This is a genomic window from Bacillus atrophaeus (assembly GCF_039519175.1).
Classification (GTDB): domain Bacteria; phylum Bacillota; class Bacilli; order Bacillales; family Bacillaceae; genus Bacillus; species Bacillus atrophaeus.
Map to the genome: position 1 here is coordinate 981,615 of NZ_CP154443.1, position 26,694 is coordinate 1,008,308.

25 protein-coding genes and 1 pseudogene are annotated in these 26,694 nt (G+C 45.9%); 8 read left to right on the plus strand and 18 right to left on the minus strand.

From position 1 onward, the window contains the following. Window positions 1-5 precede the first annotated feature (5 nt). The 5 genes from dltA to AAHT65_RS05115 all read left to right on the plus strand — a co-directional run bounded on the left by dltA (window position 6) and on the right by AAHT65_RS05115 (window position 5,445). A complete protein-coding gene (dltA, locus tag AAHT65_RS05095) occupies window positions 6-1,517 on the plus strand; it encodes a D-alanine--poly(phosphoribitol) ligase subunit DltA (RefSeq protein WP_088118237.1) in 1,512 nt (503 codons plus the stop codon). After that, window positions 1,514-2,701: a D-alanyl-lipoteichoic acid biosynthesis protein DltB gene (dltB, locus tag AAHT65_RS05100; protein ID WP_343311076.1), complete on the plus strand. Its 1,188-nt coding sequence runs from the start codon at window positions 1,514-1,516 to the stop codon at window positions 2,699-2,701. The genes dltA and dltB overlap by 4 nt, the downstream gene beginning before the upstream one ends. Window positions 2,702-2,718: 17 nt before the next feature. Beyond that, the gene (dltC, locus tag AAHT65_RS05105) at window positions 2,719-2,955 is read left to right on the plus strand and encodes a D-alanine--poly(phosphoribitol) ligase subunit 2 (protein ID WP_010790335.1); all 237 of its coding nucleotides are present in this window, start codon (window positions 2,719-2,721) and stop codon (window positions 2,953-2,955) included. Next, the gene (dltD, locus tag AAHT65_RS05110) at window positions 2,955-4,133 is read left to right on the plus strand and encodes a D-alanyl-lipoteichoic acid biosynthesis protein DltD (protein ID WP_088118238.1); all 1,179 of its coding nucleotides are present in this window, start codon (window positions 2,955-2,957) and stop codon (window positions 4,131-4,133) included. The genes dltC and dltD overlap by 1 nt, the downstream gene beginning before the upstream one ends. Window positions 4,134-4,353: 220 nt before the next feature. Continuing rightward, window positions 4,354-5,445 (plus strand): branched-chain amino acid aminotransferase, encoded by a 1,092-nt coding sequence (locus tag AAHT65_RS05115; RefSeq protein ID WP_010790337.1) that lies wholly within the window; start codon window positions 4,354-4,356, stop codon window positions 5,443-5,445. Window positions 5,446-5,613: 168 nt separating this feature from the next. Here AAHT65_RS05115 and licH read toward each other — a convergent pair whose 3' ends face one another. From licH to AAHT65_RS05150, 7 genes and pseudogenes are all read right to left on the minus strand, one after another. Beyond that, window positions 5,614-6,942: a 6-phospho-beta-glucosidase LicH gene (gene licH / locus AAHT65_RS05120; RefSeq protein ID WP_003326353.1), complete on the minus strand. Its 1,329-nt coding sequence runs from the start codon at window positions 6,940-6,942 to the stop codon at window positions 5,614-5,616. Continuing rightward, window positions 6,939-7,271, minus strand: coding sequence for a PTS lichenan transporter subunit IIA (gene licA, locus AAHT65_RS05125; RefSeq protein ID WP_003326352.1), 333 nt, complete (start codon window positions 7,269-7,271; stop codon window positions 6,939-6,941). Before licA ends, licH begins: the two co-directional genes overlap by 4 nt. An 18-nt stretch (window positions 7,272-7,289) precedes the next feature. Further along, window positions 7,290-8,648, minus strand: coding sequence for a PTS lichenan transporter subunit IIC (gene licC, locus AAHT65_RS05130; protein WP_003326350.1), 1,359 nt, complete (start codon window positions 8,646-8,648; stop codon window positions 7,290-7,292). Window positions 8,649-8,663: 15 nt separating this feature from the next. Then, window positions 8,664-8,972 carry a PTS lichenan transporter subunit IIB gene (gene licB / locus AAHT65_RS05135; protein ID WP_003326349.1) on the minus strand — a complete coding sequence of 103 codons (309 nt, stop codon included), beginning with the start codon at window positions 8,970-8,972 and terminating at the stop codon, window positions 8,664-8,666. A 127-nt stretch (window positions 8,973-9,099) separates the two neighbouring features. Next, window positions 9,100-11,031 carry a transcriptional regulator LicR gene (licR, locus tag AAHT65_RS05140; RefSeq protein WP_343311077.1) on the minus strand — a complete coding sequence of 644 codons (1,932 nt, stop codon included), beginning with the start codon at window positions 11,029-11,031 and terminating at the stop codon, window positions 9,100-9,102. A 174-nt stretch (window positions 11,032-11,205) separates the two neighbouring features. Further along, window positions 11,206-11,363 (minus strand): annotated as a pseudogene (locus AAHT65_RS05145) (hypothetical protein). A gap of 31 nt (window positions 11,364-11,394) precedes the next feature. Next, complete coding sequence (locus AAHT65_RS05150) at window positions 11,395-11,985, minus strand: DNA-3-methyladenine glycosylase (protein ID WP_343311078.1); 591 nt, start codon at window positions 11,983-11,985, stop codon at window positions 11,395-11,397. Between the two features lie 130 nt (window positions 11,986-12,115). Between AAHT65_RS05150 and katX the strand changes: the two genes are divergently transcribed. Together katX and AAHT65_RS05160 are read left to right on the plus strand one after the other, a co-directional pair. Beyond that, complete coding sequence (gene katX / locus AAHT65_RS05155; protein WP_106360215.1) at window positions 12,116-13,759, plus strand: catalase KatX; 1,644 nt, start codon at window positions 12,116-12,118, stop codon at window positions 13,757-13,759. A 111-nt stretch (window positions 13,760-13,870) separates the two neighbouring features. After that, entirely contained in the window at window positions 13,871-15,073 is a 1,203-nt protein-coding gene (locus tag AAHT65_RS05160; protein ID WP_343311079.1) for an MFS transporter, read from the plus strand. On the opposite strand, the gene AAHT65_RS05165 is transcribed toward AAHT65_RS05160, so the two are convergent. The 6 genes from AAHT65_RS05165 to sigY are packed head-to-tail and all read right to left on the minus strand — an operon-like array spanning window position 15,070 to window position 17,980. After that, the gene (locus AAHT65_RS05165; protein ID WP_268485119.1) at window positions 15,070-15,846 is read right to left on the minus strand and encodes an ABC transporter permease; all 777 of its coding nucleotides are present in this window, start codon (window positions 15,844-15,846) and stop codon (window positions 15,070-15,072) included. The genes AAHT65_RS05160 and AAHT65_RS05165 overlap by 4 nt on opposite strands. Beyond that, the gene (locus AAHT65_RS05170; protein WP_268492843.1) at window positions 15,843-16,733 is read right to left on the minus strand and encodes an ABC transporter ATP-binding protein; all 891 of its coding nucleotides are present in this window, start codon (window positions 16,731-16,733) and stop codon (window positions 15,843-15,845) included. Before AAHT65_RS05170 ends, AAHT65_RS05165 begins: the two co-directional genes overlap by 4 nt. 9 nt (window positions 16,734-16,742) lie before the next feature. Further along, the gene (locus AAHT65_RS05175) at window positions 16,743-16,931 is read right to left on the minus strand and encodes a PLD nuclease N-terminal domain-containing protein (protein WP_003326337.1); all 189 of its coding nucleotides are present in this window, start codon (window positions 16,929-16,931) and stop codon (window positions 16,743-16,745) included. 2 nt (window positions 16,932-16,933) lie between these two features. Next, entirely contained in the window at window positions 16,934-17,134 is a 201-nt protein-coding gene (locus AAHT65_RS05180) for a hypothetical protein (protein ID WP_003326336.1), read from the minus strand. Continuing rightward, on the minus strand, window positions 17,131-17,451 hold the full coding sequence (locus AAHT65_RS05185; protein WP_343311080.1) for a YxlC family protein: 321 nt from the start codon (window positions 17,449-17,451) through the stop codon (window positions 17,131-17,133). Before AAHT65_RS05185 ends, AAHT65_RS05180 begins: the two co-directional genes overlap by 4 nt. Further along, window positions 17,444-17,980 carry an RNA polymerase sigma factor SigY gene (gene sigY / locus AAHT65_RS05190; RefSeq protein ID WP_010790349.1) on the minus strand — a complete coding sequence of 179 codons (537 nt, stop codon included), beginning with the start codon at window positions 17,978-17,980 and terminating at the stop codon, window positions 17,444-17,446. Before sigY ends, AAHT65_RS05185 begins: the two co-directional genes overlap by 8 nt. A gap of 243 nt (window positions 17,981-18,223) precedes the next feature. On the opposite strand from sigY, the gene AAHT65_RS05195 reads away from it, so the two are divergent. Next, window positions 18,224-19,576 carry a purine-cytosine permease family protein gene (locus AAHT65_RS05195; protein WP_088118246.1) on the plus strand — a complete coding sequence of 451 codons (1,353 nt, stop codon included), beginning with the start codon at window positions 18,224-18,226 and terminating at the stop codon, window positions 19,574-19,576. A gap of 33 nt (window positions 19,577-19,609) precedes the next feature. Here the strand turns inward: AAHT65_RS05195 and AAHT65_RS05200 are convergent, their stop codons facing one another. From AAHT65_RS05200 to cydA, 5 genes are all read right to left on the minus strand, one after another. Further along, complete coding sequence (locus tag AAHT65_RS05200; protein WP_343311081.1) at window positions 19,610-20,452, minus strand: NAD(P)H-hydrate dehydratase; 843 nt, start codon at window positions 20,450-20,452, stop codon at window positions 19,610-19,612. A 92-nt stretch (window positions 20,453-20,544) separates the two neighbouring features. Further along, the gene (gene cydC, locus AAHT65_RS05205) at window positions 20,545-22,272 is read right to left on the minus strand and encodes a thiol reductant ABC exporter subunit CydC (protein WP_327853379.1); all 1,728 of its coding nucleotides are present in this window, start codon (window positions 22,270-22,272) and stop codon (window positions 20,545-20,547) included. Beyond that, window positions 22,269-23,972: a thiol reductant ABC exporter subunit CydD gene (gene cydD / locus AAHT65_RS05210; protein ID WP_343311082.1), complete on the minus strand. Its 1,704-nt coding sequence runs from the start codon at window positions 23,970-23,972 to the stop codon at window positions 22,269-22,271. The genes cydC and cydD overlap by 4 nt, the downstream gene beginning before the upstream one ends. Further along, window positions 23,972-24,988, minus strand: coding sequence for a cytochrome d ubiquinol oxidase subunit II (gene cydB / locus AAHT65_RS05215; protein WP_343311083.1), 1,017 nt, complete (start codon window positions 24,986-24,988; stop codon window positions 23,972-23,974). Before cydB ends, cydD begins: the two co-directional genes overlap by 1 nt. Next, window positions 24,972-26,378 carry a cytochrome ubiquinol oxidase subunit I gene (gene cydA, locus AAHT65_RS05220; protein WP_088118250.1) on the minus strand — a complete coding sequence of 469 codons (1,407 nt, stop codon included), beginning with the start codon at window positions 26,376-26,378 and terminating at the stop codon, window positions 24,972-24,974. The genes cydB and cydA overlap by 17 nt, the downstream gene beginning before the upstream one ends. Window positions 26,379-26,694 lie beyond the last annotated feature (316 nt).

The window sequence follows — 26,694 nt, forward strand, 5'->3', positions numbered from 1 at the left end:
TAACAATGAAATTATTAAATGCTATTCAGAAACATGCGGAACTTAAGCCGCAAACCGCTGCTTTCCATTCCCAAGGACGGTCTCTCACTTATCAGGAATTGTGGGAGTCATCTGACCGGGCAGCCGCCTCCATCCAGAAAAGCATGGCAGGCCAACCAGAAGCACCTGTCTTGGTGTACGGCCATATGGAACCAGAAATGGCTGTTTCCTTTTTAGGAAGCGTAAAAGCGGGGCACCCTTATATCCCCGTGGACACGTCTATTCCTGCTGATCGTATTTTAAAAATAATCGAAAACTCGGGCGCTGAACTGTTGATTAACGTTTCAGGACTTCCGCTTGATACCGGCAGCCATTTGATCAAAACAGTGTCGCCGGAAGAGCTGCTGTCAAACGGAGAAGGCCCGATCAGCCGTGACCATTGGGTCAAAGAACATGAAACGTTCTATATTATTTATACCTCTGGCAGTACAGGGAATCCAAAGGGTGTGCAGATTTCTGCCAGAAACCTGCAAAGCTTCACTAATTGGATTTGTGCGGATTTTCCGATTGGAGAGGGAAAAACGTTTTTAAATCAAGCACCATTTTCGTTTGATTTATCTGTAATGGACTTATATCCGTGCCTTCAATCCGGAGGAACATTACACTGTGTAACGAAGGATGCCGTCAACAAGCCGAAGATTCTGTTTGAAGAGCTAAAGCAGTCAGGCCTGAACGTTTGGACATCAACTCCTTCCTTTGCACAAGTGTGCTTGATGGACCCTGCGTTTACAGAGGAGCTTCTGCCTGAAGCAAAGGTTTTCATGTTTTGCGGAGAAGCCCTTCCAACGTCTGTGGCCCAAGCGCTGCTGGAACGTTTCCCTCAGGCAAAGGTCTTTAATACGTACGGACCGACTGAAGCGACTGTCGCAGTGACTTCCGTGGAAATTACCCCTGAAGTCATTGAACAAAATGAATTTCTTCCTGTCGGCTTTGAAAAACCTGATATGGACATTCTCATTATGGATGAACAAGGGAATAAGCTTCCAGACGGAGAAAAAGGAGAAATCATCATTTCCGGGCCGAGTGTAAGCAAAGGCTATCTTGGTGAACCTGAACTGACGGACAACGTGTTCTTTTTCCATGAAGGACAGCCGGCATACCGAACTGGAGACGCCGGTTATAAAGAAAATGGTCAGATTTTCTGCCAAGGACGCCTTGATTTCCAGATCAAACTTCATGGCTATAGAATGGAGCTGGAGGAAATTGAGTTTCATGTACGGCAGTCTCAATATGTGCGTTCCGCTGTCGTCATCCCGTATCAGCCTAACGGAACAGTTGAATATCTCATTGCCGCGATTGTTCCGGATGATCACGAATTCCAGAAAGAATTCCAGCTGACAAGCGCCATTAAAAAAGAGCTTGCAACGTTTTTGCCGGCTTATATGATTCCGAGAAAATTCATCTATCAAGATCATATTCACATGACGGCAAACGGAAAAATTGACCGGAAGCGCATTGGCGAAGAGGTTCTTGTATGACGCCTTACAGTTCGTTTTTGTTCTTTATTATTCTTGGAATCCTTCTTCTGCCGACCATCATCTTAGGTCTCAACGGAAAAAGGTTCCAAGCGTACAACATGTTGATATCGATTCTTGTATTGGCTTTGATTTTTTCTCACGACTTACACGGCGTTATCGCGTTGTGTCTGTTTACCTTATGGCAGGTGCTTCTGATCAGAGGCTACTTGGCTTATAGGATGAAAGCAAACAGCGGCTTTGTCTTTTGTATGGCTGTCATCGCTTCGATTCTGCCGCTGTTCTTATCGAAGGTGATACCGTTTTTCTCGGAACCGCACGGCCATCATCCGCCGCACAATGTGATCAGCTTTTTAGGGATTTCTTATTTAACCTTTAAAGGCGTCCAGCTGATCATGGAGACGCGCGACGGATTAATTAAGGAAAAACCGCCGCTCCACCGGCTGCTTTATTTCATTCTGTTTTTCCCGACCATTTCTTCCGGTCCGATTGACAGGTACCGCAGATTTGCAAAGGATGAACAGAAAGCATGGACGAAAAAAGAATACGCGGACTTATTGTATATTGGGATTCACAAAATTTTCATCGGGTTTCTGTACAAATTTATTATCGGGTATGCTATTAATACGTATTTCATTATGAACCTGCCTGCGATCACGCATAATAAGATTCTCGGAAACCTGTTATACATGTATGGCTACAGCCTGTACTTATTCTTTGATTTTGCAGGCTACACGATGTTTGCCGTTGGTGTAAGCTATATAATGGGCATCAAGTCACCGGAGAACTTCAACAAACCGTTTCTCAGCAAAAACATTAAAGATTTCTGGAACCGCTGGCACATGTCATTGTCTTTCTGGTTCAGAGATTATGTCTTTATGAGGTTTGTATTTTGGATGACAAAGAAAAAATGGATTAAAAACCGAATGGCCGTCTCGAACATCGGGTACTTCCTGCTGTTTATGCTGATGGGAATTTGGCATGGCCTCGCGCCGCAATACTTAATCTACGGGCTTTATCATGCCCTGCTTATGACTTGTTATAACTTTTTCGAGAAATGGAATAAAAAATACAAGTGGCTTCCGTCCAACCGCTGGACAACCGCTTTAGCCATTGTCATCACATTCCATTTTGTTTGCTTTGGATTTTATATCTTTTCAGGAAAATTATTTCTTCACCACCATTAAAGGAGACTGATGTAGACATGGATTTTAAACAAGAGGTATTAGACGTTATAGCTGAGGTTTGCCAAGAGGATATCGTAAAAGAGAATCCTGATATTGAAATTTTTGAAGAAGGCCTGCTTGATTCTTTCGGAACAGTTGAACTGCTGCTTGCGATTGAAAACCGTTTTGAGATTACCGTGCCGATCACTGAGTTTGACCGTGATGAATGGAATACGCCGAACAATATTGTGAACAAGCTGACTGAGTTGAGATAATGAAAAAGCGTTTTTTTGGGCCAATTATTTTGGCGTTTATCCTATTCGTGGGAGCCATTGCAGTTCCGGCTTCGTGGCTCACGCGTTTCATCCCGGACAAACGAGTCGAAGAATCAGCAACTGCCTTGAATCCGAATATGTTTCAAGGCCTTTATCTGCAAAATAAAATGCTTGAAGAACAGAAGTATTTGCCGATTTACGGATCTTCTGAACTTTCACGGCTGGATAAGTTTCATCCGTCTAATTATTTTCAAGTAAACAACCAAGGGTTCACTCCCTACCTTATAGGGAAAGGCGGCTCACAATCCTTGATTCACGCTATAAATTTCGCCGCGCATGCTGACCAGCTGAAGGGTAAAAAACTCGTGTTTATCGTATCTCCGCAATGGTTTACCAAACATGGGTCTGATGAACAGCATTTTGCGCCAAACTATTCAGCGCTGCAAGGCCTTGATTTGGCGTTTAATGATACGATCGACCCTGCTGTCAAGAAGCAAATGATGAAACGTATGCTGCACTATAAAGCCGTCACAAACGATGCTGTTCTTTCTGAGCTGTACCAAGCCATGCTGGAAGGCCAAACATGGAAGGTGAACCTTCTGAAGCCGGCTGCAAAATCGTATTACAGCCTCCTTCAAAAGAAAGACCTTTATTATTCGATGGCCGAATCAGAGGGTCCAAAACGGCATGTATCAGAATCAGTGAAGGATAAGCCATGGTCTGTGCTGAAACAAGAGGCTGATAAAATGGGTGAGGATCATTCACGTTCAAATGTGTTCCATATAGATGATCCGTCATACCGGAAATTAAAGCATAAGGTTCCGAAATTTAAAGACAGAAACAAGCACAGAACCTATGCAAAATCGCCGGAATTCGGTGATTTTGAACTGATGCTCGATATCTTGAAAGACGCCGGCGCTGAACCGATGTTTGTTTCGATTCCGGTAAACGGCAAGTGGTATGACTATACCGGCTTCCCGAAAAACGGCCGCACCGATTATTATAAAAAGGTGAAAAAACAAATCGAAGCGAAGGGCTTTCAGGTCGCAGACTTATCAGGCCACGAATATGACCCATATTTTATGAAAGATACCATCCATATCGGCTGGAAGGGCTGGGTTTACGTCGATAAAGCGATTGAAGAGTTTTACAAAACCGGAAAAGTCTCTTCTTTATAAGAATCCACGCTGCATATTTTCATGCTGGATTTGAGATAGTAAAACGAAATGGCAGGCAAATGAACGCGCAGGAGAGGAACATTTCTCCTGCTTTTTTTGATAACTTTTCACAAATTTGAGTAAACCTATTGCGAATATTTGGGGAAGGTATACAATAGAATATAAATTATTTTCAAACAAGTTTGACTTTACAAACAATATAACTGCAGGGAGATTGACCATGACTAAACAAACGATTCGTGTTGAATTAACTTCAGCCAAAAAACCAAAACCAGACCCCAATCAGCTTGCATTCGGAAGAGTATTTACTGACCATATGTTTGTAATGGATTATGCTGCTGATCAAGGCTGGTTCGACCCGAGAATTATTCCTTATCAAGCCGTTTCACTGGACCCGGCCGCTATGGTATATCACTATGGCCAAACGGTTTTTGAAGGCTTAAAGGCTTATGTGACAAATAGTGATCAGGTCTTGCTTTTCAGACCGGATAAAAATATGGAACGGCTCAATAAATCAAACGATCGAATTTGCATTCCTCAAATTGATGAAGAACAGGTCCTTGAAGGCTTAAAGCAGCTCATCGCAATTGATAAAGACTGGATTCCGAAAGCAGAAGGCACGTCCTTGTATATCCGTCCGTTTATCATTGCAACCGAACCTTTCCTTGGCGTGGCGGCGTCCCATACATACAAGCTGTTTATCATTCTGTCTCCGGTCGGCTCTTATTACAAAGAAGGCATCAAGCCTGTCAAAATTGCCGTGGAAAGCGAATTTGTCCGCGCGGTAAGAGGCGGAACAGGAAATGCAAAAACAGCCGGAAACTATGCCTCAAGCTTAAAAGCACAGCAGATCGCGGAGGAAAAAGGCTTTTCACAGGTTCTTTGGCTGGATGGCATTGAGAAAAAATACATTGAAGAAGTCGGCAGCATGAACATCTTCTTCAAAATTAACGGCGAAATCATCACGCCTATGCTGAACGGAAGCATTTTGGAGGGAATCACCCGCAATTCCGTCCTCAACCTGCTTGAGCATTGGGGAGTGCCGGTAACAGAACGGAAAATCTCCGTTGATGAAGTGATCCAGGCACACAAAGACGGTATTCTTGAAGAAGCGTTCGGCACAGGAACGGCTGCCGTTATTTCTCCGGTAGGCGAATTGATCTGGCAGGATGAAAACCTCGTTATCAATCACGGTGAAACAGGAGAAATCGCCAAGAAATTATATGACACGATCACAGGCATTCAAAAAGGCACTGAGCCTGATCCATTTGGCTGGACAACAGAAGTCGCGTCACTAAGTGAAAGCAAATAACTGCTCCATGACCCAGAAATGAACCTCCCGTTGTTTTTTGGGTTTTTGTTTGCCTGGAAACTTCCGCGTGTTCGTTCCTTAGAGAAAACTCCGGTGTTGTGTCCGTTTTAGAAGGTCCGTATTTCATATCAGCCAAAAAGGTCCGGCTGCGCGCCGGACCTTTTCTCATTACGCTTCAATTGATCTAAAGAACTGAGGCAGGTGCTCTTTATGGGCCTCAAGCATTTCATCCAGAATCTCTTTCGCCACAGTGTCCGACGGAACAAGCGGGTTGATCGTCATGGCGAGGAGCGCTGTTTGGTAGTCTCCTGTCACAGCGGCTTCTGCGGCGACGCGTTCAAATGATTTAATTTGCTGAACCAGTCCTCTGACGGAAACCGGCAAATCGCCGACTGCAATTGGCTTCGGTCCGTTTTTCGTCATGACGCAGTTCACTTCAACGGCTGAATCGTCAGGAATGCTTGCGATTGCCCCATTATTGATCGTATTCACAGGCTGAATGTCGTGTTTATCATTATAAATAGAACTGATCAAGTTGCAGGCAGCATCGCTATAATAAGCGCCTCCCCGTTTTTCCAGCTGCGGCGGTTTAATCGCAAGGTTTGGATCTTTATAAAGTTCAAACAGCTCTTTTTCTACCTGCTGCACAACTTCCGCCCTGGTTCCTTCTGTTTGGGACGCTTCCACTTCATGCTCAAGCATTTCCTTCGTTTTGAAGTAGTAACGGTGGTATCCGCATGGAATCAAATCAAGCGCTTTAATAAACTCAGGCTCCCAGTTGGCGCCGGAAATATTTTTCATCGTCATCGCATTTTTCGGATCTCCCATCGCTTCGATGACCTGATCCTTCACACTGACACCATCCAAGAAGACATCTAATCCGAAGACCATGTGGTTCAATCCCGCAAATTGGACTTCAATCCGGCTGACATCTACATCCAATGCTTTGGCAACGCCCATTTTCATGCCGATCGGAACATTACATAAGCCGACGACTTTCTTGAGATTCGAGTAGCGAAGGAGCGCTTCAGTCACCATGCCTGCCGGATTTGTAAAGTTAACAAGCCAGGCATTCGGGCAAAGCTCTTCGATATCCTTTGCGATCTCAAGAATCACAGGGATAGTGCGCAGTCCTTTAAATAATCCGCCCGGACCATTTGTTTCCTGTCCAATGACACCGTATTTCAATGGGATTCGTTCATCCTTGGCACGCGCCTGCAACAAACCGACGCGGAACTGAGTGGTGACAAAGTCGGCATCTTTCAGCGCTTCTCTCCGATCAAGTGTCAGATGAATGTCAATCGGCACTCCTGCTTTTTCAATCATTCGCTTTGCGAGCGTGCCGACAATGTTCAGTTTTTCTTCTCCTGCCGGTATATCAACGAGCCACAATTCTCTGACCGGAAGCTCATCATACCGTTTGATTAATCCTTCCACCAGCTCGGGTGTATAGCTTGATCCTCCGCCTATCGTTACGATTTTCAATCCTTTTGTCATATACTCGCTCCCCTTTGTACGGTGATTTTCTCATAAAGATCAATCATTTCAGCGGCCAAATCCTTCACAGTCATCGCGTTCATTAAATGATCCTGCGCATGAACCATCAGCAGCGACATCTCTGTTTTTTTCCCGCCCGCTTCATTTTGAATTAATTCGGTTTGAAAATGATGGGCTTTTTGCAATTCATCAGCTGACTCCTGAAGCTTTTTCAGCGCTTCTGCTCTGTCACCGTTTTTAGCGGCGGCTATCGCTTCCATTGCCGAGCTTCTGCCGTTGCCTCCATGAAGAATAATTTGAAAGATGATTTGTTCCATATTTTCATTCACACGTTTCACTTCCTTTCTTTACAAAACCGCTTCTTTGTCTTCCGGGATTGAAGGTGCTTGAGCCTGCTCGAGCTCACTTTCTTCTCTCAGCTTTTGTTTATCCCACATTCTGAAGAATGGGTAATAGACGACAAACGAAACGGCAATGTTAATGGCCTGCATGACCGCACCCGAGATTTTTCCGCCGGTTGCCAGATAGCCTGAGAAGATCGGCGGCATGGTCCAAGGAACGGCAATTCCGGCCGGTTTAGCGACAAGGCCTGTGCTCATGCCGATGTATGTCAGTGTCAGTGTGACTAGAGGGGTGATGATAAACGGAATGAGAAGCATCGGATTCATGACAATCGGCATTCCGAAGATGATCGGTTCATTAATATTGAAGATGGCCGGACCGACTGCAAGCTTGCCGAGCTGCTTCATTTGCTTACTTCTGGCCCGCAAAAACATCGTGATGACAAGAGCGAGCGTGGCGCCGCTTCCGCCGATATTAATCCAGATTTCGAAAAATTGCTGAGTGAAGATGTTCGGAAGTGCTTCCCCTGCCTGAAATGCGACCCGGTTGGCATCCATGGCTCCGTACCAAATTGGCGCCATGACGCCCCCGACAATATTCGCTCCGTGCAGGCCGCAAGCCCACAAGAGCATTTTGACGGCTTCGGCGACAAGGCTTCCGCCGAGGCTGCCCCCAAGTATGGAAAGCGGTGTCCCCAGTAAAACGCTTACAACATTATGAAGGCTTTCAAACGGAGTCGCTTCAACAATCAGACGCGCTCCCCAAATGAGGAAGATAACAGCAAAACCCGGAATTAAAGCGATAAATGATTTGCTGACCGCCGGAGGAACGCCATCCGGCATTTTAAATACCATATTGCGCTGAATAATCAGACGGTAAATCTCTGTGGAGACCATCGCGATAATCATCGCGACGAACAACCCTTTACTTCCCATCAAGGATAAAGGAATACCGCCGCTGACCAGTATTTCTTTTGTCGATCCGTCCGGTATGAACGGCACTTGGTACGGCGTCGCTAAAAGAAAAGCCGCCAGGGATATCGCTCCCGCCGACAAGGCATCGACACCATACTTTTCCGCCAGCCGGTAGGCAATCCCGAACGCGGCGACAAGCCCCATGATTTCAAATGTGGCGTCAACCGGGTAGGATAATTTCTCAGCCCAAGAACTGCCGAATGTTTTCGTCATGAATTCCGCGTATCCCGGAATCGGCAGGTTGCCGATGATGAGGAAAAAAGATCCAATGATAATCAGCGGCATCGTAAGAATGATTCCGTCACGAAGCGCTTGCAAGTGGCGCTGTGCTGCGATTCTTCCGGCGATTGGCATGACCTTTTCTTCTAATAATTGGTTGACTTTATTCACATGTTCCGCCCCTCTCTATGACGCATTTCCAAGCTGTTCTGCCGATTTCAGCACCTCAGCCCCGTTGCATGTGCCATAATGGACGGTATTAATGACATCTACCGGAACTCCTTTCGATTCTCCTAGTTTTTTCAGCTGCGGAAGCATGTAACGGACTTGCGGACCAAGCAGCAAAACATCCGCTTTATCAATATGATTTTTTACAGAGTCACCTGAAACAGCCCAAATTGTATACTCTTTTCCTTGTTCCTTTGCACTTTTCTCCATTTTGCTCACAAGCAAGCTAGTAGACATACCTGCTGCACAAACTAGTAATATATTCATGTAAAAGGCCCCCTAAGAGTTTGATGGTTTGTATTGTCTTGCTGTTGATATCATCATATTATGAAATCGCTTTCATATACACTCAGGCTTTTTCCGCTGACAGCGGAAAAATGTTATTTCCAGGCCTTTATCGGATCGTTTTTTTACGAAATATCTCCAAAAACTCCTTGTATGTACGACTTTTTAATAACTGGCTGACAGCCGCAGGATCATCCAGTATGCTGCCGAGCAGCTTATACATGCTTTGCAAATCCGCTTTATTCTCTTTTTCCACACACAGCAGACAGACAAATTGCACGCGTTTATTTTCCCAGTCAATCGGTTTTTTCAGCGTGCAGACAGCCCAGAATGTAGATTCGGTCTGCGGAATTAGAGGATGCGGAATGGCGACAAGATTTCCGAAGCACGTTGGAGAAATGGCTTCTCTTTCAAAAATCGAATCTATGATTCCGTCCTCCGCAAAGCCATGTTCAACAGCTTTTTGCCCTAAAAATCGAATCACGTCTTCCTTTGATTGAAGATTCTGATGTAAAAAGACAAGCTCTTTTTTGATATACCGGCTGTCCGGTTCTTTCTCGCCGTCCAATTTGGATTCGATTTTGGCAAAGTCATTGCCGCCTAGTATCGTGTTTACTTTCAGAACGGGGACGGGCAGTTCCCTTTTAATCGGAATTGTACTGACGACAAAATCAACTGATTCATAGGATATTTGATCAAGACTATAGTATTCTGCCGTCCCGAGAATATCGAGCCTTTTCCCAAAGTGCGAACGAAGCTTTTCTCTCAGAAGCTGGGCGCTGCCGGCTCCTGATGCACAGACGATGATACAGCGCTTTGGGGGGCTTTCGGTTTTTCTTCGTTCTATCGCAGCCCCAAAGTGGAGGGCCAAATAACCGATTTCATTTTCGTGGATCTCAATCCCCGTTTTATCCTTGATGACCACCCCTGCGATAATTCCAGCTTCAAAAGCAAGAGGATAATTCTCTTTGATGGCTGATAGCATTGGATTCCGGAGATTCATCCCATACCGATTACGGTTGACTGCCGGTTTTAAATGCAGCGCCAGCCCCATCCTCAGCTCCTGATCGTGCATGATACCTAAAGTTAACTCTTCCTCAACCGTTTCAATGATAGAGGCAGCCAGCTTACTTGTTTCTTGATCTATGAATCCTGTATACTCTGTATCTCCATTTTGAGACTGTGTCATTCGTTTTGTTCCCAACAAGTGAATGGCTATATAGGCTGTTTCACTTTCCGGGAAAGTTACAGACAGCTCTGATTCAAGCTCTTCCACAATTGTTTGAGCGGCTTTGTATTCTTTTTGAAGCAAGATATTTTCCATATCTTCAGGAAAAAGAGATACATAGTTTCCTGTTCGTATCCGTTTACATGCAATGGCGATATGAATGATAAGGTTGTTCAGCCCGAGATTGGACAATGGGATTTGAACATTGTTCACTTTTTTCATGATGACTGATCGGATGGCGGCGATTTCTTCTTTTGGCAAAATATCAGCCTTTTCATTCAGATAATCAATCTCAGTTTCTCTTTCATCTACAATGTATTCGGCCATACAGTATCGCATCCGGACTTCATCGCCGCGAAGCTTAAAACCGTAATTCGGGCGTGTTTCCAAAACAATGTCGTAAGGAAGCAGCCGTTTCTTGGCTTCTTTCAGATCCGTTTGCAAGGTCGATTTGCTGATGAACAGCTCCTCTGCCAGACTGTCGAGTTTAAGATAGTGCTCTGTCAGCAGCAGCCGTTTCATTAAGTAGCTGATTCTCTCCTCCGGAAAGACGGGAAGGCCTTTATTTTGCTGAAATACGTCCTGAAGAAGCCCTCTGAATTTCTGTTCGTTTTGGATATGCAGCTGATAGCCTGAACCTCTGACTGAATGAACAACGGCGCCCTGTTGGGCAAGGATGTCTTGTAATTCCTTTATGTCATTGCGGACCGTCCGCGATGTCACTTTGAGATTTGCCGCGATGACTGAGCTTGTAACCGGAGCATCAGCAGCCATAAGCAAGCGTAAAATTTCACGAAGCCGCCCATGAAGCATGAGAAAAACCTCCTATCAGAGTAGATGCGGGCATGAAGAATAGGCAGAAAGAATGGTGAAGGAAAACGAGTAAATGTACATAAATTCTATAATGGGGATGGATGCAAGTCAATGAACAGAGGAAATACCGGGATGGGTGATGAAGGAGGACAGACCCATAAAAAAACAGCCGGATCAGCCGGCTGTATGGGATGCGGACATATGCTTTTGTTTAGACGCTTTTCGATCTTTCATGATTTTTCTGACGATCGGATAAATGATCGGCGCCCATTTCACAACGTTTTTGAACAATTTTTTCACGATTGAACTCTCCCTTCCTTTTTATCAATAATTCCCCGCATTGCCTAGTGGTTAAACATGGAATCATCGCGAGACATAGCGGTTTCCCGTTACCCAAAAACGCCACGGATAGTCCCGCGCCTCACCGCTGTTTTCAATCCCGATACGCGGACCTGTCGATATCTCCTCCGGCGTATACCCTTTTTCAATATACAGAGGCTGTTCAGTGATCAGGCGGCCGTAGTCATTCATGGTCACCCCGATCGCTTTTGTCAGCTTTCCGGGACCGTTAGTCCACTCCCTTGGACGCCGGCCAGGCCTTCTTTGCTCCATTAAAAACTGGCCTTCATGAGGCTCAATGGCTCTGATTAACACAGCTTGGGGAATATCCGCTGTTGCGGCGACAACATTCATTAATGTATGGGTATGCATGACATACGTATACACCCGTCCCGCTTCCCCGAACATGATCTCGGTACGTTTCGTCCGCCGATTGTTAAAACTGTGGGCCGCTCTGTCTTCTGCGCCCATATAGGCCTCTGTTTCCACAATATAACCTGAAGCTATGCCTTCGTCTGTTTCCTTCACTAATAAACAGCCGAGAAGAGACGGGGCAAGCTCAAGCGCTGTTTTTTGATAAAAATCTATAGGCATCGGATGTCTTTCTCTATTCACAAGTTACGTCTCCTTTTCCCCATTTTGCTGTACACTGTACCATTCCCGAAACAGATGAAAAAAAACGAACAGTTTTAAAAACTTTCCATATAGGGCATATTGTTACCGTTCTAAAAGGAGGGGTCAACCAATGAAAGATGACAATCAGCATGAGTATCACGGTACAAATGTCGAAGGCAGTGAAGATGAGCTTTCTCACAAGACCACTGGAAAAAGCGAGTCTGAAGAAACCTTGACGAACAGACAGGGGCATCCCGTTACTGACAATCAAAATGTCAGAACAGTCGGCAACAGAGGCCCGACAACGCTGGAAAATTACGATTTTCTAGAAAAAATCAGCCACTTTGACCGTGAAAGAATTCCTGAACGTGTCGTCCATGCAAGAGGCGCGGGCGCTCACGGGTATTTTGAAGCTTACGGAGGTTTTGGAGACGAGCCGATTTCGAAGTACACACGGGCAAAGCTTTTTCAAGAAAAGGGTAAGAAAACGCCGGCATTTGTTCGTTTTTCAACAGTCAATCATGGAAAACACTCACCCGAGACATTACGGGATCCGCGCGGTTTTGCCGTTAAGCTGTATACCGAAGACGGAAACTGGGATCTGGTCGGGAACAACTTAAAAATCTTTTTTATCCGTGATCCGCTCAAATTCCCGGATCTTGTTCACGCCTTTCAGCCTGATCCCGTGACCAATATCCAAGATGGTGAACGTATTTTCGACTTTATTTCTCAATCTCCTGAAGCGACACATATGATCACATTCTTATTTTCGCCTTGGGGCATTCCCGCTAACTACCGGCATATGCAAGGCTCAGGCGTTCATGCATACAAATGGGTGAATGAAGAAGGCAAGGCTGTTCTCGTCAAATACCACTTTGAACCGAAGCAGGGCATTCGCAATCTGACGCAGAAAGAAGCAGAAGAGATTCAAGGGAAAAACTTCAACCATGCGACACAGGACTTGTATGAAGCGATTGAAAATGGCGATTATCCGGAATGGGAAGTTTACGCCCAAATCATGAGCGATGATGAGCATCCGGAGCTTGACTTTGATCCGCTTGATCCGACAAAGCTGTGGTATAAAGACGACTTCCCATGGAAGCCGATCGGCAAATTGGTGTTAAACAAAAATCCTGAAAACTACCATGCTGAAGTAGAGCAGGCTTCATTTGGAACAGGCGTGCTTGTGGACGGCCTTGATTTTTCTGATGATAAATTGCTTCAGGGACGGACGTTTGCCTATTCGGACACCCAGCGTTATCGGGTTGGTGCGAACTACTTGCAGCTGCCGATCAACTCACCGAAAAAACACGTCGCGACCAATCAGCAAGGCGGGCAAATGCAATATCGGGTGGACATCGGCGAAGGACAAAACCCGCATGTCAACTATGAGCCATCCATCATGGGCGGATTGAACGAAGCGCCGAAGCAGGCGAAAGACCATACGCCTCATGTCGAAGGCGACTTAAAGCGGGAAGCAATCGAGAGAACCAACAATTTCGGACAGGCCGGGGAAACGTACCGGAGATTTTCTGAATTTGAACGCAATGAATTGATTACAAATCTGGTCAATACCTTATCGACATGCAAGAAAGACATTCAGGACCAAATGATCGAGAATTTCACAAAAGCCGATCCAGATTACGGAAATCGAGTTGCTGAAGGGCTGAAAAAAGCCGCGGAAAACAACAGCAACGGACCGATCGGCACGACAGAAACCGCTCAAGCCGCTCAGCAGGCTGAAAAAGAAAGCCATCCGTCTGATCCGTATTAACCTAAAAAACAGGACCGTTACCGGCCCTGTTTTTTTATACCTGTTTTGTACCTTAATGTTGTAACGCTTTCATAAAGTATGATGTACTTTAAATGGAAAGGAATGAGAGTGATGGAAATACAGCAAACACTGATTCATGAGAAAAAAACAATGAGCGCGCGGGACCATGCTGTGTTTTTATGTATGGTGTTCTGTTTTTGGTTCGCCGGCTATATATACGTTCCAGTCTTTGGCCTTTATTTAGAAGATAAAAGCTTTTCTTACGGGGCGATCGGAATCATCCTCGGAAGCTATGGCGTGACACAGATTCTCCTGCGTTTTCCGCTCGGTCTGCTTGCGGATTTCCTTTTCAGCCTTCGCAAGCAATTGCTGATCACCGGTTTTTTATTCTCTTTGATCAGCAGTCTGCTTTTTTTATATTTTGATTCATTCATAATGGTGTTGACCGCCCGGCTCTTCGCAGGCATCACAGCGTCAATGTGGGTGATGGCAACGATTATATATGCTCAGTATTTCAATCATGACAACGCGTCGAAGGCGATGGGGATTATGCAATTTTTCACCGTGATGCCTCAGTTTATCAGCATTGTGTTTTGCGGCTTTGCGGCAGCCCATTTAGGCAGGCATGTACCATTTTGGATGGCGTTAGCCGCGTCTGTTGCAGGGCTTATCATCTGCTATTTTATAAAAGACCCCTCATCTTCGCCGGGAACACGAGAAACCATTTCCATCTCGCAATCTATCAAAGAAACGCTGGTTCTGCCGAAGCTGAAAACGCTCACAACGCTTTCTTTAACGGCTCACGCTATTCTATTTATGACCGTTTTTGGTTTTACCCCGATCTATACAAATCGGCTCGGGATGAACGATATCGAGCTGCTATGGGTGATGAGCTCCTTTTTCCTCCCACATGCAGCTGCGACTTTAAGTCTTGCAGTCTTTCATTTTACCAAACATAACATTCGCCGAACGCTGATTACCTGTTTTGCCGTTACGGGGATCTGCTTATGCTGCATTCCCCTCTCGGTCTCATTACTTTCGATTTGTTTCACCCACGCTGTCATCGGGCTGGCGCTGGGTTTCGTGTTTCCTTTGCTGCTGGGTCAGGCCGTGGATATCAGTTCAGCTCGTTTAAAGATGTCAGTCATGGGGTTTTATCAATCATTTTACGCACTCGGTATTTTTATCGGTCCGATGCTTGCCGGAAAAATTGCACAAACATTCGGTTTGAATGACGTGTTCATCGCTGCCGGCATCTTGGCGTTCGCCGCCCTTGGTATAATACTCATAAAAAGAAATCATATGATAGATTAATATGTTTTATATCGCCGAAAACACCAGACGGATAAAGCGGCGAGCACTACAATACACAAGACGGAAGCCGCAAGTGTCCAGCCAAAGAAGTCGCCCCATTCCCCATGCAGCAGCATATGATCCGCCTGCGTTCTCAATACAGACGGCAGCCAAACCGTATGATCTGGGGAGAGGGACACTGCCAAAGACACTGCAGCCACCAATCCTATTCCGGCCGCGGCGGCTGCTCCGATTGAACGAAATACGGTACTGCCTAACAAACCGGCGGTCATGACGAAGACAACCCAGAGGGAATACACGCCAAGACTGGATAAAAACCGGGTGGAGTCCGTACCGTCAAACAGCATATGTACGTAGTAATAGGCGAGGCCATATCCAGCCGCAAAAGAACCTGCCCCGATCACACTATGAACGATCCATTTGCTTAGTATATAGTAAACAGCCGGTACAGGCCGAGACATGATGAGAGCGAGGACGCCTTGATTTCGTTCATTCGCCACGCTGCCCATCACGCTGAAAATCAATAATGCCGTTCCAAGTACGCTGAACTGGGACAGCGTGCTGATCATCACTTCATTTCCCGAAGGCATGGTAAAGTTTATGGCTACGCCGTCGGGTAAATTCCCCGCGTTTTCGATGATTTCAGGCATATAATATAAGCTGAGCGGCTGCGTTAATCCGACAATCATCATGGCGATTGGAAGCCATATCAGCCTGCCGCTTTTCAGCGCTTCAAACCATTCCTTTTTTAAAAGAACCATACAAGTCTTCATTGCGAATGCACCACCTTGATGTATACGTCTTCAAGCGATTCCGATTTTTGTTCAAAATGAGTAACCGTCATTCCCCTGTCTAAACAATTCCGCAGCAGCGTACCGCTGAAAGCTGTATCTTGAAGTTCAAAAACAGCTTGGGACCCATTTTTGTAGACAACATCTGAAACAAAAGGCAGGTCCTCCAGCCAGCCTTTAAGTTCTTCTTTAACGGCTAGGACGAAAACGTTCGTTTGATACTGATCTTTCAGTTGCTGCAGGGCGCCTTGCCAAGAAATCGAGCCCTCTTTTAAAATTACGACTTGATCGCAAACCTGTTCTGCGTCATGAAGAACATGTGTAGAAAATAAAACAGCCATATGCTTCTTCAGCTCCTTCATCATCTCAAGAACCTCCATGCGGCCTGTCGGGTCCAAGGCGGACACCGGCTCATCCAAAATCAAAAGCTTCGGTTTATGAAGGAGAGCCTGTGCAAGTCCGAGCCTTTGCTTCATTCCTCCTGAAAACCCGCCGATTTTTTTGTCTGCCGCTTCCCCAAGACCGACAAATTCCAGCATAGGGGCTATTTCCTTAAGACACTCTTCTTTTGAAAGGCCGGAGAGCTTCCCGGCAAAGGATAAAAACTCTTTTGCGGTCATCCACGAATAAAAAGATGGATATTGAGGAAGATAGCCGATCTGGCGCCGATCTATCTTGTGCTTGCCTAACATTTCAATGTCTCCTGAGGTTGGTGTTAAAAGCCCCGCCAGCATTTGCAGCGTTGTCGTTTTCCCCGCCCCATTCGGACCTAGCAGAGCAACACATTCATTTTCTTTTACGCCAAAACTGATATTCCGCACAGCTTGATGCTGCTGATATGTTTTTGTAAGACGGTTAATTGTCAGCATGCCATTCTCCTATCTCTGTTTTCTTCCTACAGTAAAAAATAAAATCGGGCCGATAATATTGAGACAAATAATGACTGCAGCCCACATCCATTTCGGCCCATTTGTTTCTTTTTCTCTTACACAAGTGATGAGCGCAAACACTGCCAGAACAGCCTGCAATACGATCAGCGGAAGAATCATTTCCCAAGAAATACTCATCGTTACAGCCTCCTTTTTTTTCGATCAGGTTTGATAACAAAAAAGTAATAACAAAGAATAGGCAGCGGTGCTGTAATAAGTCCGATAAGACCCCACATCCATGCCAATCGCCCTCTTTTCTTCGCATCAACAAATAAAAAGATTCCCTGAGACAAAACGACCAGATAAGCAAACACAACAATGAATATCTCATTTTGGCTCATCTGCGCTTCACCTCTATTACAGGGGGCTGTCTTTTTTTCTCAGCCATGACCAGAACCGGAAGGCTGAGAAACGCACATGCTTGTAAGAAAATAAAGACCGCCGGAATTTGAGAAACAGCTAAGGCAAAGATACTCACCACAGCCAGCGCACAAAATAGAAACGCGATACCTTCTTTGAGAATGGATTTTCTTCGGACTTCTTTAAAATGCGATAACTGCTGAAGCAATTCTTTCTGATCGGGAACGGTGGGTTCTGCACTCTGGTCAATTTTATCGAGCTCTGTTTGCAAATGTGCGGAAAGCTTCTCTTTATTCATCGGCCCACTCCTTTCTGATTCGGTGTAATCCTTTATGCACCCTTGACTTCACTGTCCCTTCCTTTATGTGAAGAATCACCGCGATTTCCGAATAGGTATAACCGTAATAATGCCTCAACAAAACCGGTGTACGAAGATCGGGGGCAAGCCTCGAGAATGCCTCAAGCGTCTCGCTCCACTCATTTCCTTTAGCAGAAATATCCCATTTCAGTTTGCGTACCGTTTCGTCTGTAAATGTTTGCTGCCGCCGCTTTTCTCTCTTTCTCTTTTTTTGGTGATCAAGGTACAGCCTTGTGGCAATGGAAATCAGCCATGTAGAAAACTTTGACCTTCCCTGAAAGCTGTGCAAATGCATATATCCTTTCAGAAAGGTTTCTTGAAGCAAATCTTCACTGACATCGGGATTGAGTGAAAGCTTCAATAGATACTTATATAAGAATGTGTAATGGTGCTGGAAAAGGGTTGTAAATGCAGCGTCATCCCCTTCTTTAGCCTGCTGAATCAATTGCTGTTCATCTGGTAGCTCCAAAGGTTGCCGGCCCCCTTTTCTTGTCGTTCTGTCTTATGAGACGACATCAATTATCAGATCGTTCATTTTTTTATCATTTATTTCTTAGTATCGCCATTTATGATTTTACCGGTATTTTCCGCTGACCGTTATTTGTAAACGGCGGGGCAGTCTGTTAAGCTAAGACTTTATGTCAAACAACTTACCTATTGATATATCAAATTAAGCAAAACAATATTTTAAAAACATATGGGGGACTGTCTAGTGAAAGTTGAAAGGCGAACGATTGAACACATTCCGAAAGAAGAAAGACATGGAAAGGCTAAAGATTTATTTCCCGTTTGGTTCGGGGCAAATATGCATATTACAACATTAGTAACCGGCACTCTGCCCGTGGCGATGGGGCTTAATCTATTTTGGAGTGTCGCTGCCATTATTTGCGGAACCTTGATCGGCGCTATCTTTATGGCTTCCCATTCTGCGCAAGGCCCTCAGCTCGGCATCCCGCAAATGATTCAAAGCCGTGCCCAATTTGGGGTGATCGGAGCAATTCTTCCTCTCTTTTTAGTTATGTTTATCTACTTAGGTTTCTTTGCGAGCAGCACGATCCTCGCAGCCAGCACTTTAAGCAGCTTTGTACCGATTCCCGGAACATGGAGTATTATCGGTTTAAGTGCCGTTTGCTTTTTACTCACCATTTACGGCCATGATCTGATTCACAAAATGCAAAAAATTCTCTCCTGGACTTCTTTTGCCGTATTTCTCGCTGCGACTATCATTATTTTTCAATTGCCGATTCCGGCAGGCAGCTGGGTTCCCGGTGCTTTAAACCTGCCTGTTTTTTTGGTCGCAATCAGCGCTGTGGCCACATGGCAGCTCGCATACGCACCTTATGTCGCTGATTATTCGCGATATCTGCCCGTGAAAACGCCGGCCTCCAAAACGTTTTGGTACAGCTATGCCGGCACCTCGGTAAGTTCAATCTGGATGATGGTTCTCGGCGCGCTGCTGACAACGTCACTTCCTGACTTCACCACAAACTCAGGAAACCAGATTGTTCAGCTGTTTGGACCTTTTTCATTCATTATGCTGATTATCGTTTTGTTTGGACAAATGGCGATCAATGTCTTTAACCTGTACGGCGCATTTATGTCTACTACCACAACACTTGAGCCGTTTCTCAAAATGAAGGTCACCCCAAAAACCAGGATTATTATGATCCTGTGTGTGACAATCGCAGGTACGGTGTTAAGCCTGCTCGGGCAAAGCAATTTCATGGAGCTGTTCTTGAATTTCATCTTTTTTATTAGTTATTTCCTAATTCCGTGGACGGCGATCAACTTGGTTGATTATTACTTCGTCCGTCACGGGAAATACCATGTCAAAGCGATGTTTGATGTAAACGGACAGTACGGAAAAGTGAACTGGATCACTTCGTCAGCCTTTGTTCTGTCGATCTTGCTGGAAATTCCATTTATCAATACATCCTTTTACATCGGCCCGCTGGCGGAAATGTTTGGCGGAGGAGATATCGCTTGGGTTGTCGGCTTAGCTGTGCCTTCTGTTCTTTATTATGTTCTCATGAAATCCCGGTTGAAAAAACAAGCCGCTTATTAAAAAAAAGCTGTCTTCCAATGAAGACAGCTTTTTTTATTCAAATCGTTTCCATACACGAGGCAATAGGGCGGACAGTTCATGCGCCAGCAGCGTATGAGGCGAGTGCTCTTCGGTCCATAGTTCGGCGCATATACCATGAAGGTATACCGCATTCAATACGGCGTGCTTTGCCTCCCGGTGGCAGCACAGCATTCCCAGCATCATTCCTGTCAGCGTGTCGCCTGTTCCGCCTTTAGCCAGCGCCGCATTTCCCGCCGCGTTGTACCAGCATTCTCCGTCAGGAAACGCCACGATGGTATGTCTGCCTTTTAAAACAATTGTTGTTTGCAGCTGATGCGCCCATTCTTTCGCATAACCCGCTCTGTCCTTTTCCAAATCTTCTATTGAAACGCCTGTCATTCTGGAGAATTCTCCGGGATGCGGTGTTACAATGATCGGAGCTTTGCGCTTTGGATAAGAACGCTTTGTGAGGGCTCCGGCGTCGAGAATGACGGGGCAATCCGCAGCGATCACATGATCAACGGCCCGCTGAACGTCTTTCGTTTGCGGCATGCCCGATCCAATCGCCGCCGCCCGATAAGATTCCTCGAGCGGCGATTGTGCGGCTTTTTCCCATCCGTTACGCCAATATGTCGCCTCGGGCAAAACCGGAACAATCAGCGGAATCACACTTTCTGACGTGCCGATGACAAGCTTGCCGAGACCGCTGCGCATGGCCCCCAGTCCTGAGAGAAGAGCCGCGCCCGGCATGTCATCGCTTCCCGCCAGCAGCAAAGCCGTTCCGAATGTGCCTTTGTGGCTTGAGGCATCTCTTTTTGGCAGTGTCTCCCTCACGTGTTCTTCCGTCCATTCACGTACCTGCTCTTGATTACTCATCTTCATACCTCCTCTGGCATCTACTACATATATTCCAAACAATGCCGCTTTTTAAACAAAAAAAAAGACAACCTCTTCAAAAGAAGCTGTCTCTATCTTACAGGAACATCAAGGTGATAAAGTCTGCGGTACCGTTCATTACCCGCCAGCAATTCCTCATGCGTCCCTTCCATTTCTGCTTTGCCGTTTTCGAGAAATACAACCTTATCAGCCGCTTCAACACCTGCCAAGTGGTGAGTAATCCACAGAATGGTTTTACCCTTCAGCACGCCGAATATCGTATCAAGAAGCTCTCTTTCCGTAATCGGATCAAGGCCGACAGTCGGCTCATCGAGAATAATAATCGGCGTGTCCTGAAGCAATATACGGGCGAGTGCAATCCGCTGACGTTCTCCTCCGGAAAAGCGGATTCCCGTTTCTTGGACAGACGTGTCGTAGCCATCAGGCAGCGATTCAATGTAATCGTGAAGCTGTACCTGACGTGCGGCCCGCCGGACATCCTCATCACTCGCCTGTCCGTTTCCAAGCCTGATATTGTTCAAGATGCTGGTATCAAACAGGTGAGGCTTTTGATTTAACACGGAAACGGCTTCCGCGATCTGGTCATCAAGCGACGCTGTTTCCATTCCATTTAGCGTCACCTTGCCGGAATCGGGGGTCAAAGCCCCTTCAATAAGTGCCAGCGATGTTGATTTGCCTGATCCGCTCCTGCCAAGCAGCGCCATTTTTTCGCCTTGGCGAAGCGTAAAGGAGAATTGGTTCAGCACCTGTGAGCTGTCATCATAAGAAAACGCCACATGATCAAAGCGGAGTGTCACATCGTTCAGATCAAGTTTCTCCGCTGCCGGTGCAATTCGCGCTGTCTCTGTCTGAGGCGCCGTCTTGTTCATCCTTCTAACAGAGTCTTGATAACCGGGCACTTCTGTCAGCGCATCGGAAAGCGGCAAAAAGGCTTCCGTCAGCGGAAAAATGACAAGCACAAAGGCCGCGATCATTGTTCTGGCAAGCTCCCCGTCCGCATTCTGTCCGGCTGTCCAAAACAGCATGAGCAAAATGAGGCCCGCGACAAGACATTGGGCGGCAAAATCCCGCCATCTCGTAAAGCGCTGCCTTTTCTGTTCTATCTCAAACCATGCGTTTTCTTCTTTTTCATATGACTCAACAAATGAATGCTGACGGCCGCTGAACATCCAGTCGCTTACACCCAAGACAGCATCGGTAAGCCTGCTGTACAGCGCATTCCGGCCGCTCTTCAGCCTTGTGTTTTTTGCTTTTGTCACAAGCAGCGACACAACCGGAAACAGCACGACAAGCACAAATAAATAAATGGCCATCAGCGCTGCAAAAGGCCAAGAAAAGAACCCGAGCGCAATAATAGACACAGCGTATAACAGCAAGGCTGAAATCGCGGGGAAAACGGTTTTCAAAAAAGCGTCCTGCAAATGTTCAATATCCTCAGCCAATATCCCGAGCATGTCACCCGTGCGAAAGCGTGAACGCAGCATCAAAGCGCCCGGCTCAAGCATGTTGTAAAGGCGGACTCGCATATCAGACACGATTTTTAAAATGATATGATGGCCGACAAGCCGTTCCGCATAACGGGAGACAGAACGCGCAATGCCAAAGGTGCGGACGGCTACGATCGGCACATAAATGAGCAGGATATTCTCAGGCCTTGTTGCGGCTTTAGAGATTAAAAATCCTGATGTGAACATGAGAAAAGCGGCGGAAAAAATCGTAACCGCGCCCAAACATACCACAAGGACAAACAAGCGGGCATTTTGCTTGATATACGGCCGTATCCATTCTTCTTTCTTCATGCTCTTTCCCCCAGTTGTGCCTTCACGAGTTTGGTGTACACACCGTTTTTCGCCAGCAATTCATCGTGAGTCCCGATTTCAGCAACCTTGCCGCCGTCCAGCACGATAATTTCATCCATATCGAGCATCCAGTGGAGCCTGTGTGTCGCGAGAAACACAAGCTTATCCTCAAACAAATCAAGCATTGTTTCTTTGATTTCATACTCTGTTTCGATATCAAGATGAGCGGTCGGTTCATCTAATAACAGAATCGGACGGTTTCCTAAAAAGGCCCGGGCCAGTGCAACCCGCTGAGCCTGGCCGCCGCTGAGTGATCTGCCGCCTTCACCGATCCGTCCCTCAAGCCCCCCAGGAAGAAGACCGGCAAGCTCAGAAAGCCCCGCTGATGCCGCGGCACGCGCCGCTTCCCCTGAAGAAGCATCTGGATGATAAAACCGGATATTGTTCATTAATGTATCATCAAAAATATACGGGTGCTGCGGAATATATAAGAGGTTCTTCTGCCAATCGTCCGCCTGCAAATGGGAACGTGGTGACCCTTTGACCTCAATTGTACCGCCATCGGTCTCCAAAAAGCCGCCTAATACATCAATCAGTGTTGATTTCCCCGCACCGCTCGCTCCAATGATCCCAATTTTCTTTTTCCCTTTAATAGAAAAATTGATATCCGATAATGTCTGGTGAACAGACACGCCAGACAGGACCAGCTCATCTTGATCAGACCATTTTCCAAGCTCAAGAGGCGCCTCTTGTTTAAACCCGGGCTGCGCCAAAACGGCTTGAATCGCCTTGCCGGCTTCTTGCCCGTTTAAGGTTGCATGATAATCATTTCCTACCTCTCGCACAGGAAGAAAGTATTCCGGCGCGAGGATTAAAGCAGTCAGCGCGGGACCGAGAAGAATGTGCCCTTCAATGAGACGCAGGCCGAGAAACACAGCCACTGTCGCCACCGACAGCATTGTAAAAAAATCGAGGGCAAAAGAGGATAAAAACGCCACCCGAAGCGTGCTCATCGTTGCTTTTCGATACCGTTCACTGACATGGAAAATGTTTTTGCTATGCGACCTGCTCAGTCCTAAAAACCGCAAAGTCTCTAATCCGCGAAGCGAATCAACAAAGTGATTGGATAAGGTCTGATACGATTTCCACTGCCGGTCTGCTTTCTTTTGCGCCACAAGGCCGAGAAGAATCATGAAGATGATCAAAATCGGCAGGGCGAGGATTAAAATAACGGCAGACGTCCTGTCTTGAAAAAAAACATAAATCACAACAGCCGCAGGCACGACAGCCATGCTGACCATTTTCGGCAAAAACAGCTCAAGATACCGGCGAAATTGGCTGATTCCCTCCATCGCTAACGTCACCATTTGCCCTGTCCCTTCTTTCCTCACAAACCGAGGGCCTAGGCGGAATAATTGGTCGAGAAAGCTTTTTCTGAGATCAGCACCTGTCTGCGCCGCATATTGATACACGATTTTCTGACGGACAAGGGTCACGGCATGACGAGCCAGAAACGCCAACAGGAAGAAGCCGAAAACCGGATACAAAGCGGTAATCCGCTTTCCGTTAAACAGTCCGGTTACCGCTTCACTCAGCCATTCTGCCTGCATAATAATGGCGGCTGTTTGAATCAGAGTCAAAACCGTAATCATTGTGAGAATCCGCTTCATTCCTTTATAAAGAAACAGGTCTTTTCCCATTAATAAATCATAGGCTCCTTATGACTGACGCGCTTCCGGAAAACATAATAGCTCCAGATCTGACTGCCGATGACAAACGGCAAAAGGGTTAAAGCTGCAAATGTCATGACTTTAAGCGAGTAATCACCGGAAGAAGCGTTAGCTACTGTTAAATCATACGTGCTTTGCAGAGAGCTGACCATGACACGCGGGAACAATGAGATAAAAATCAAGGCTACCGTTATGGCAAGCCCGGCACCAGTCATCGCAAATGTCCAGCCATCCTTTTTCTTGCGGATAAATACCGCCGCAAGCATGTGACAGATCACAATCAGCACGACAAGAGGTACGGTTATTTCGCCCCGGCGTGTAAACATATCAGTTTCATAGGCGGACAGCGCTGCAAAGGCAAGCACTGCGACAAGTACCGCTCCCATTACCTTTTTCGCCATTTGACGCGCCCGGTCTTGCAAATCACTTACCGTGCGCAGCGTAATAAACATCAATCCGTGCAGGAAGCAAAGAAGCGTCACGGTCACACCGCCAAGAACTGAATACACATTAATATAATCTGAAAATCCAGCGTGCATATTCATATCCGCATCGATCGGCATACCTCGGAATAAGCTTGTAAATAAAACACCTAACACAAACGGCGGGATCAGACTGCCAAAGAAAACAACCCAGTCCCAGACTTTCACCCATTTCGAATGATCGACCTTGCCGCGGAATTCAAATGCGACACCGCGGCCCATCAAAGCAAGCAGGACAATCACAAACGGAATGTAATAACCGCTCAGCATTGTGGCATACCAATTGGGAAATGCTGCAAATATCGCTCCCGCACCTGTCAAAAGCCACACTTCATTCGCGTCCCAGAACGGGCCTATCGTGTTAATCAGCACTCTGCGCTCTATTTCATTATTCCCTAGAAAACGGGTAGACATGCCGACACCAAAATCAAAGCCTTCCAAAAAGAAAAATCCGACAAACAATACGGCAACCAGTATAAACCAAAGATCATGAAGAGATGCCATGGTATACCTCCTGACTAAATGGATCCGTGGTTACCGGAACATCTTTATGATCATCATGCTCCGCACCTTTTTTAATTTCACGAACAAACAAAAATACAAGTAAAGCCCCAAGAATCAAGTACATCACACCGAACGAAATGATAGAGAATAGTAGAGAGCCTGACGTTACATTAGGCGACACGGATTGAGCCGTCGTCATTAATCCCATGACCGTCCAAGGCTGACGCCCGATTTCTGTCATAATCCAGCCCGCGGAGTTTGCAATAAACGGGAAGGAAATCAATGCGATCATGATGCGCAAATACCATTTGCTGTTTTCCAGCTTTTTGCGGCGGTTTAGCCAAAGGCCGCCTAACGCAGCAAGAATCATGATAACACCTGCTCCAACCATAATGCGGAAGCTCCAGAACGTCGTTTTGACAGGCGGAATATAGTCGCCTTTTCCGTACACTTTTTCGTACTCTGCCTGAAGTGTTTTCATCCCTTTGACACTGCCGCTGAATTTTTGATAAGCCAGATAGCTCAATGCGTAAGGAACTTTGATTTCATTTGAGCTCTTTTCATTTTTCGTATCAATTGTGGCAAAGGCCGTCCAAGCAGCAGGGTCGCCGCTGTCTTCCCAAAGCCCTTCACTGGCAGCCATTTTCATTGGCTGTGACTCCATCAAATGTTCAGCCTGCATGTGTCCGCTTAAGGAGACGCCAAGTCCTGCGCAAAGGCCGACAATCATTGCAAGTTTGAAAGATTGTTTAAAGAATGGCACTTCTTTTTTCTTCAATAGTTTAAAAGCACTCACACCTGCGATAAAGAAAGCGCCTGTCGCAAGCGCGCCGAAAATCACGTGCGGGAATTCAACCCAAAGCTGCGGGTTCGTAATCAGCGCACCAAAATCATTCATCTCCGCACGGCCATTTTTAATCGTAAAGCCGACCGGCTCCTGCATAAAGGAGTTGGCTGTCAAAATCCAAAAAGATGACATGATCGTACCGAAGGACACAAGCCAAATACAGAGAAGGTGTACCTTTTTAGATAAACGATCCCAGCCGAAAATCCACAAACCGATAAAGATAGATTCCATAAAAAACGCTAATAACGCTTCAATCGCAAGCGGCGCGCCAAAGACATCTCCGACAAAACGGGAATAATCAGACCAGTTCAACCCGAACTGAAATTCTTGCAAAATCCCAGTCACAACACCGACCGCAAAATTTATTAAAAACAGATGTCCCCAAAACTTAGCCATTTTGAGGTAACTCTCTTGTTTTTTCACAACATAAAGAGTCTCCATTAATGCAACCATGAAAACAAGCCCGATTGACATTGGAACAAACAAGAAGTGAAACAAAGTCGTTGATGCAAATTGAAAACGGGCCAAAACTAATTCACTCATGCGGTAATCCTCCATTCCTGTTTTAAAATAGTATTGCTCAATGTTTCACAAATCAGGTTATGATATTGATCACCATTTCACAAAATAGACTAAAATATTGTTCAACATTTCACAAATTCGTCAAATCATGTTCCCATTGATTGCTAATGTAATAGTTTAAGCAATCTTCACATGGTTCATAATAAGTACTTTACAACGATTTGCTTCAAAAAAAAAGACCAATATACCTAAAAAACGGTTTATTTTGTGACTGATTATTGTCTAATTTGTAGCTGATTTATGACTAAGGCTAGGAAAAATGACCCTCTATTATCGT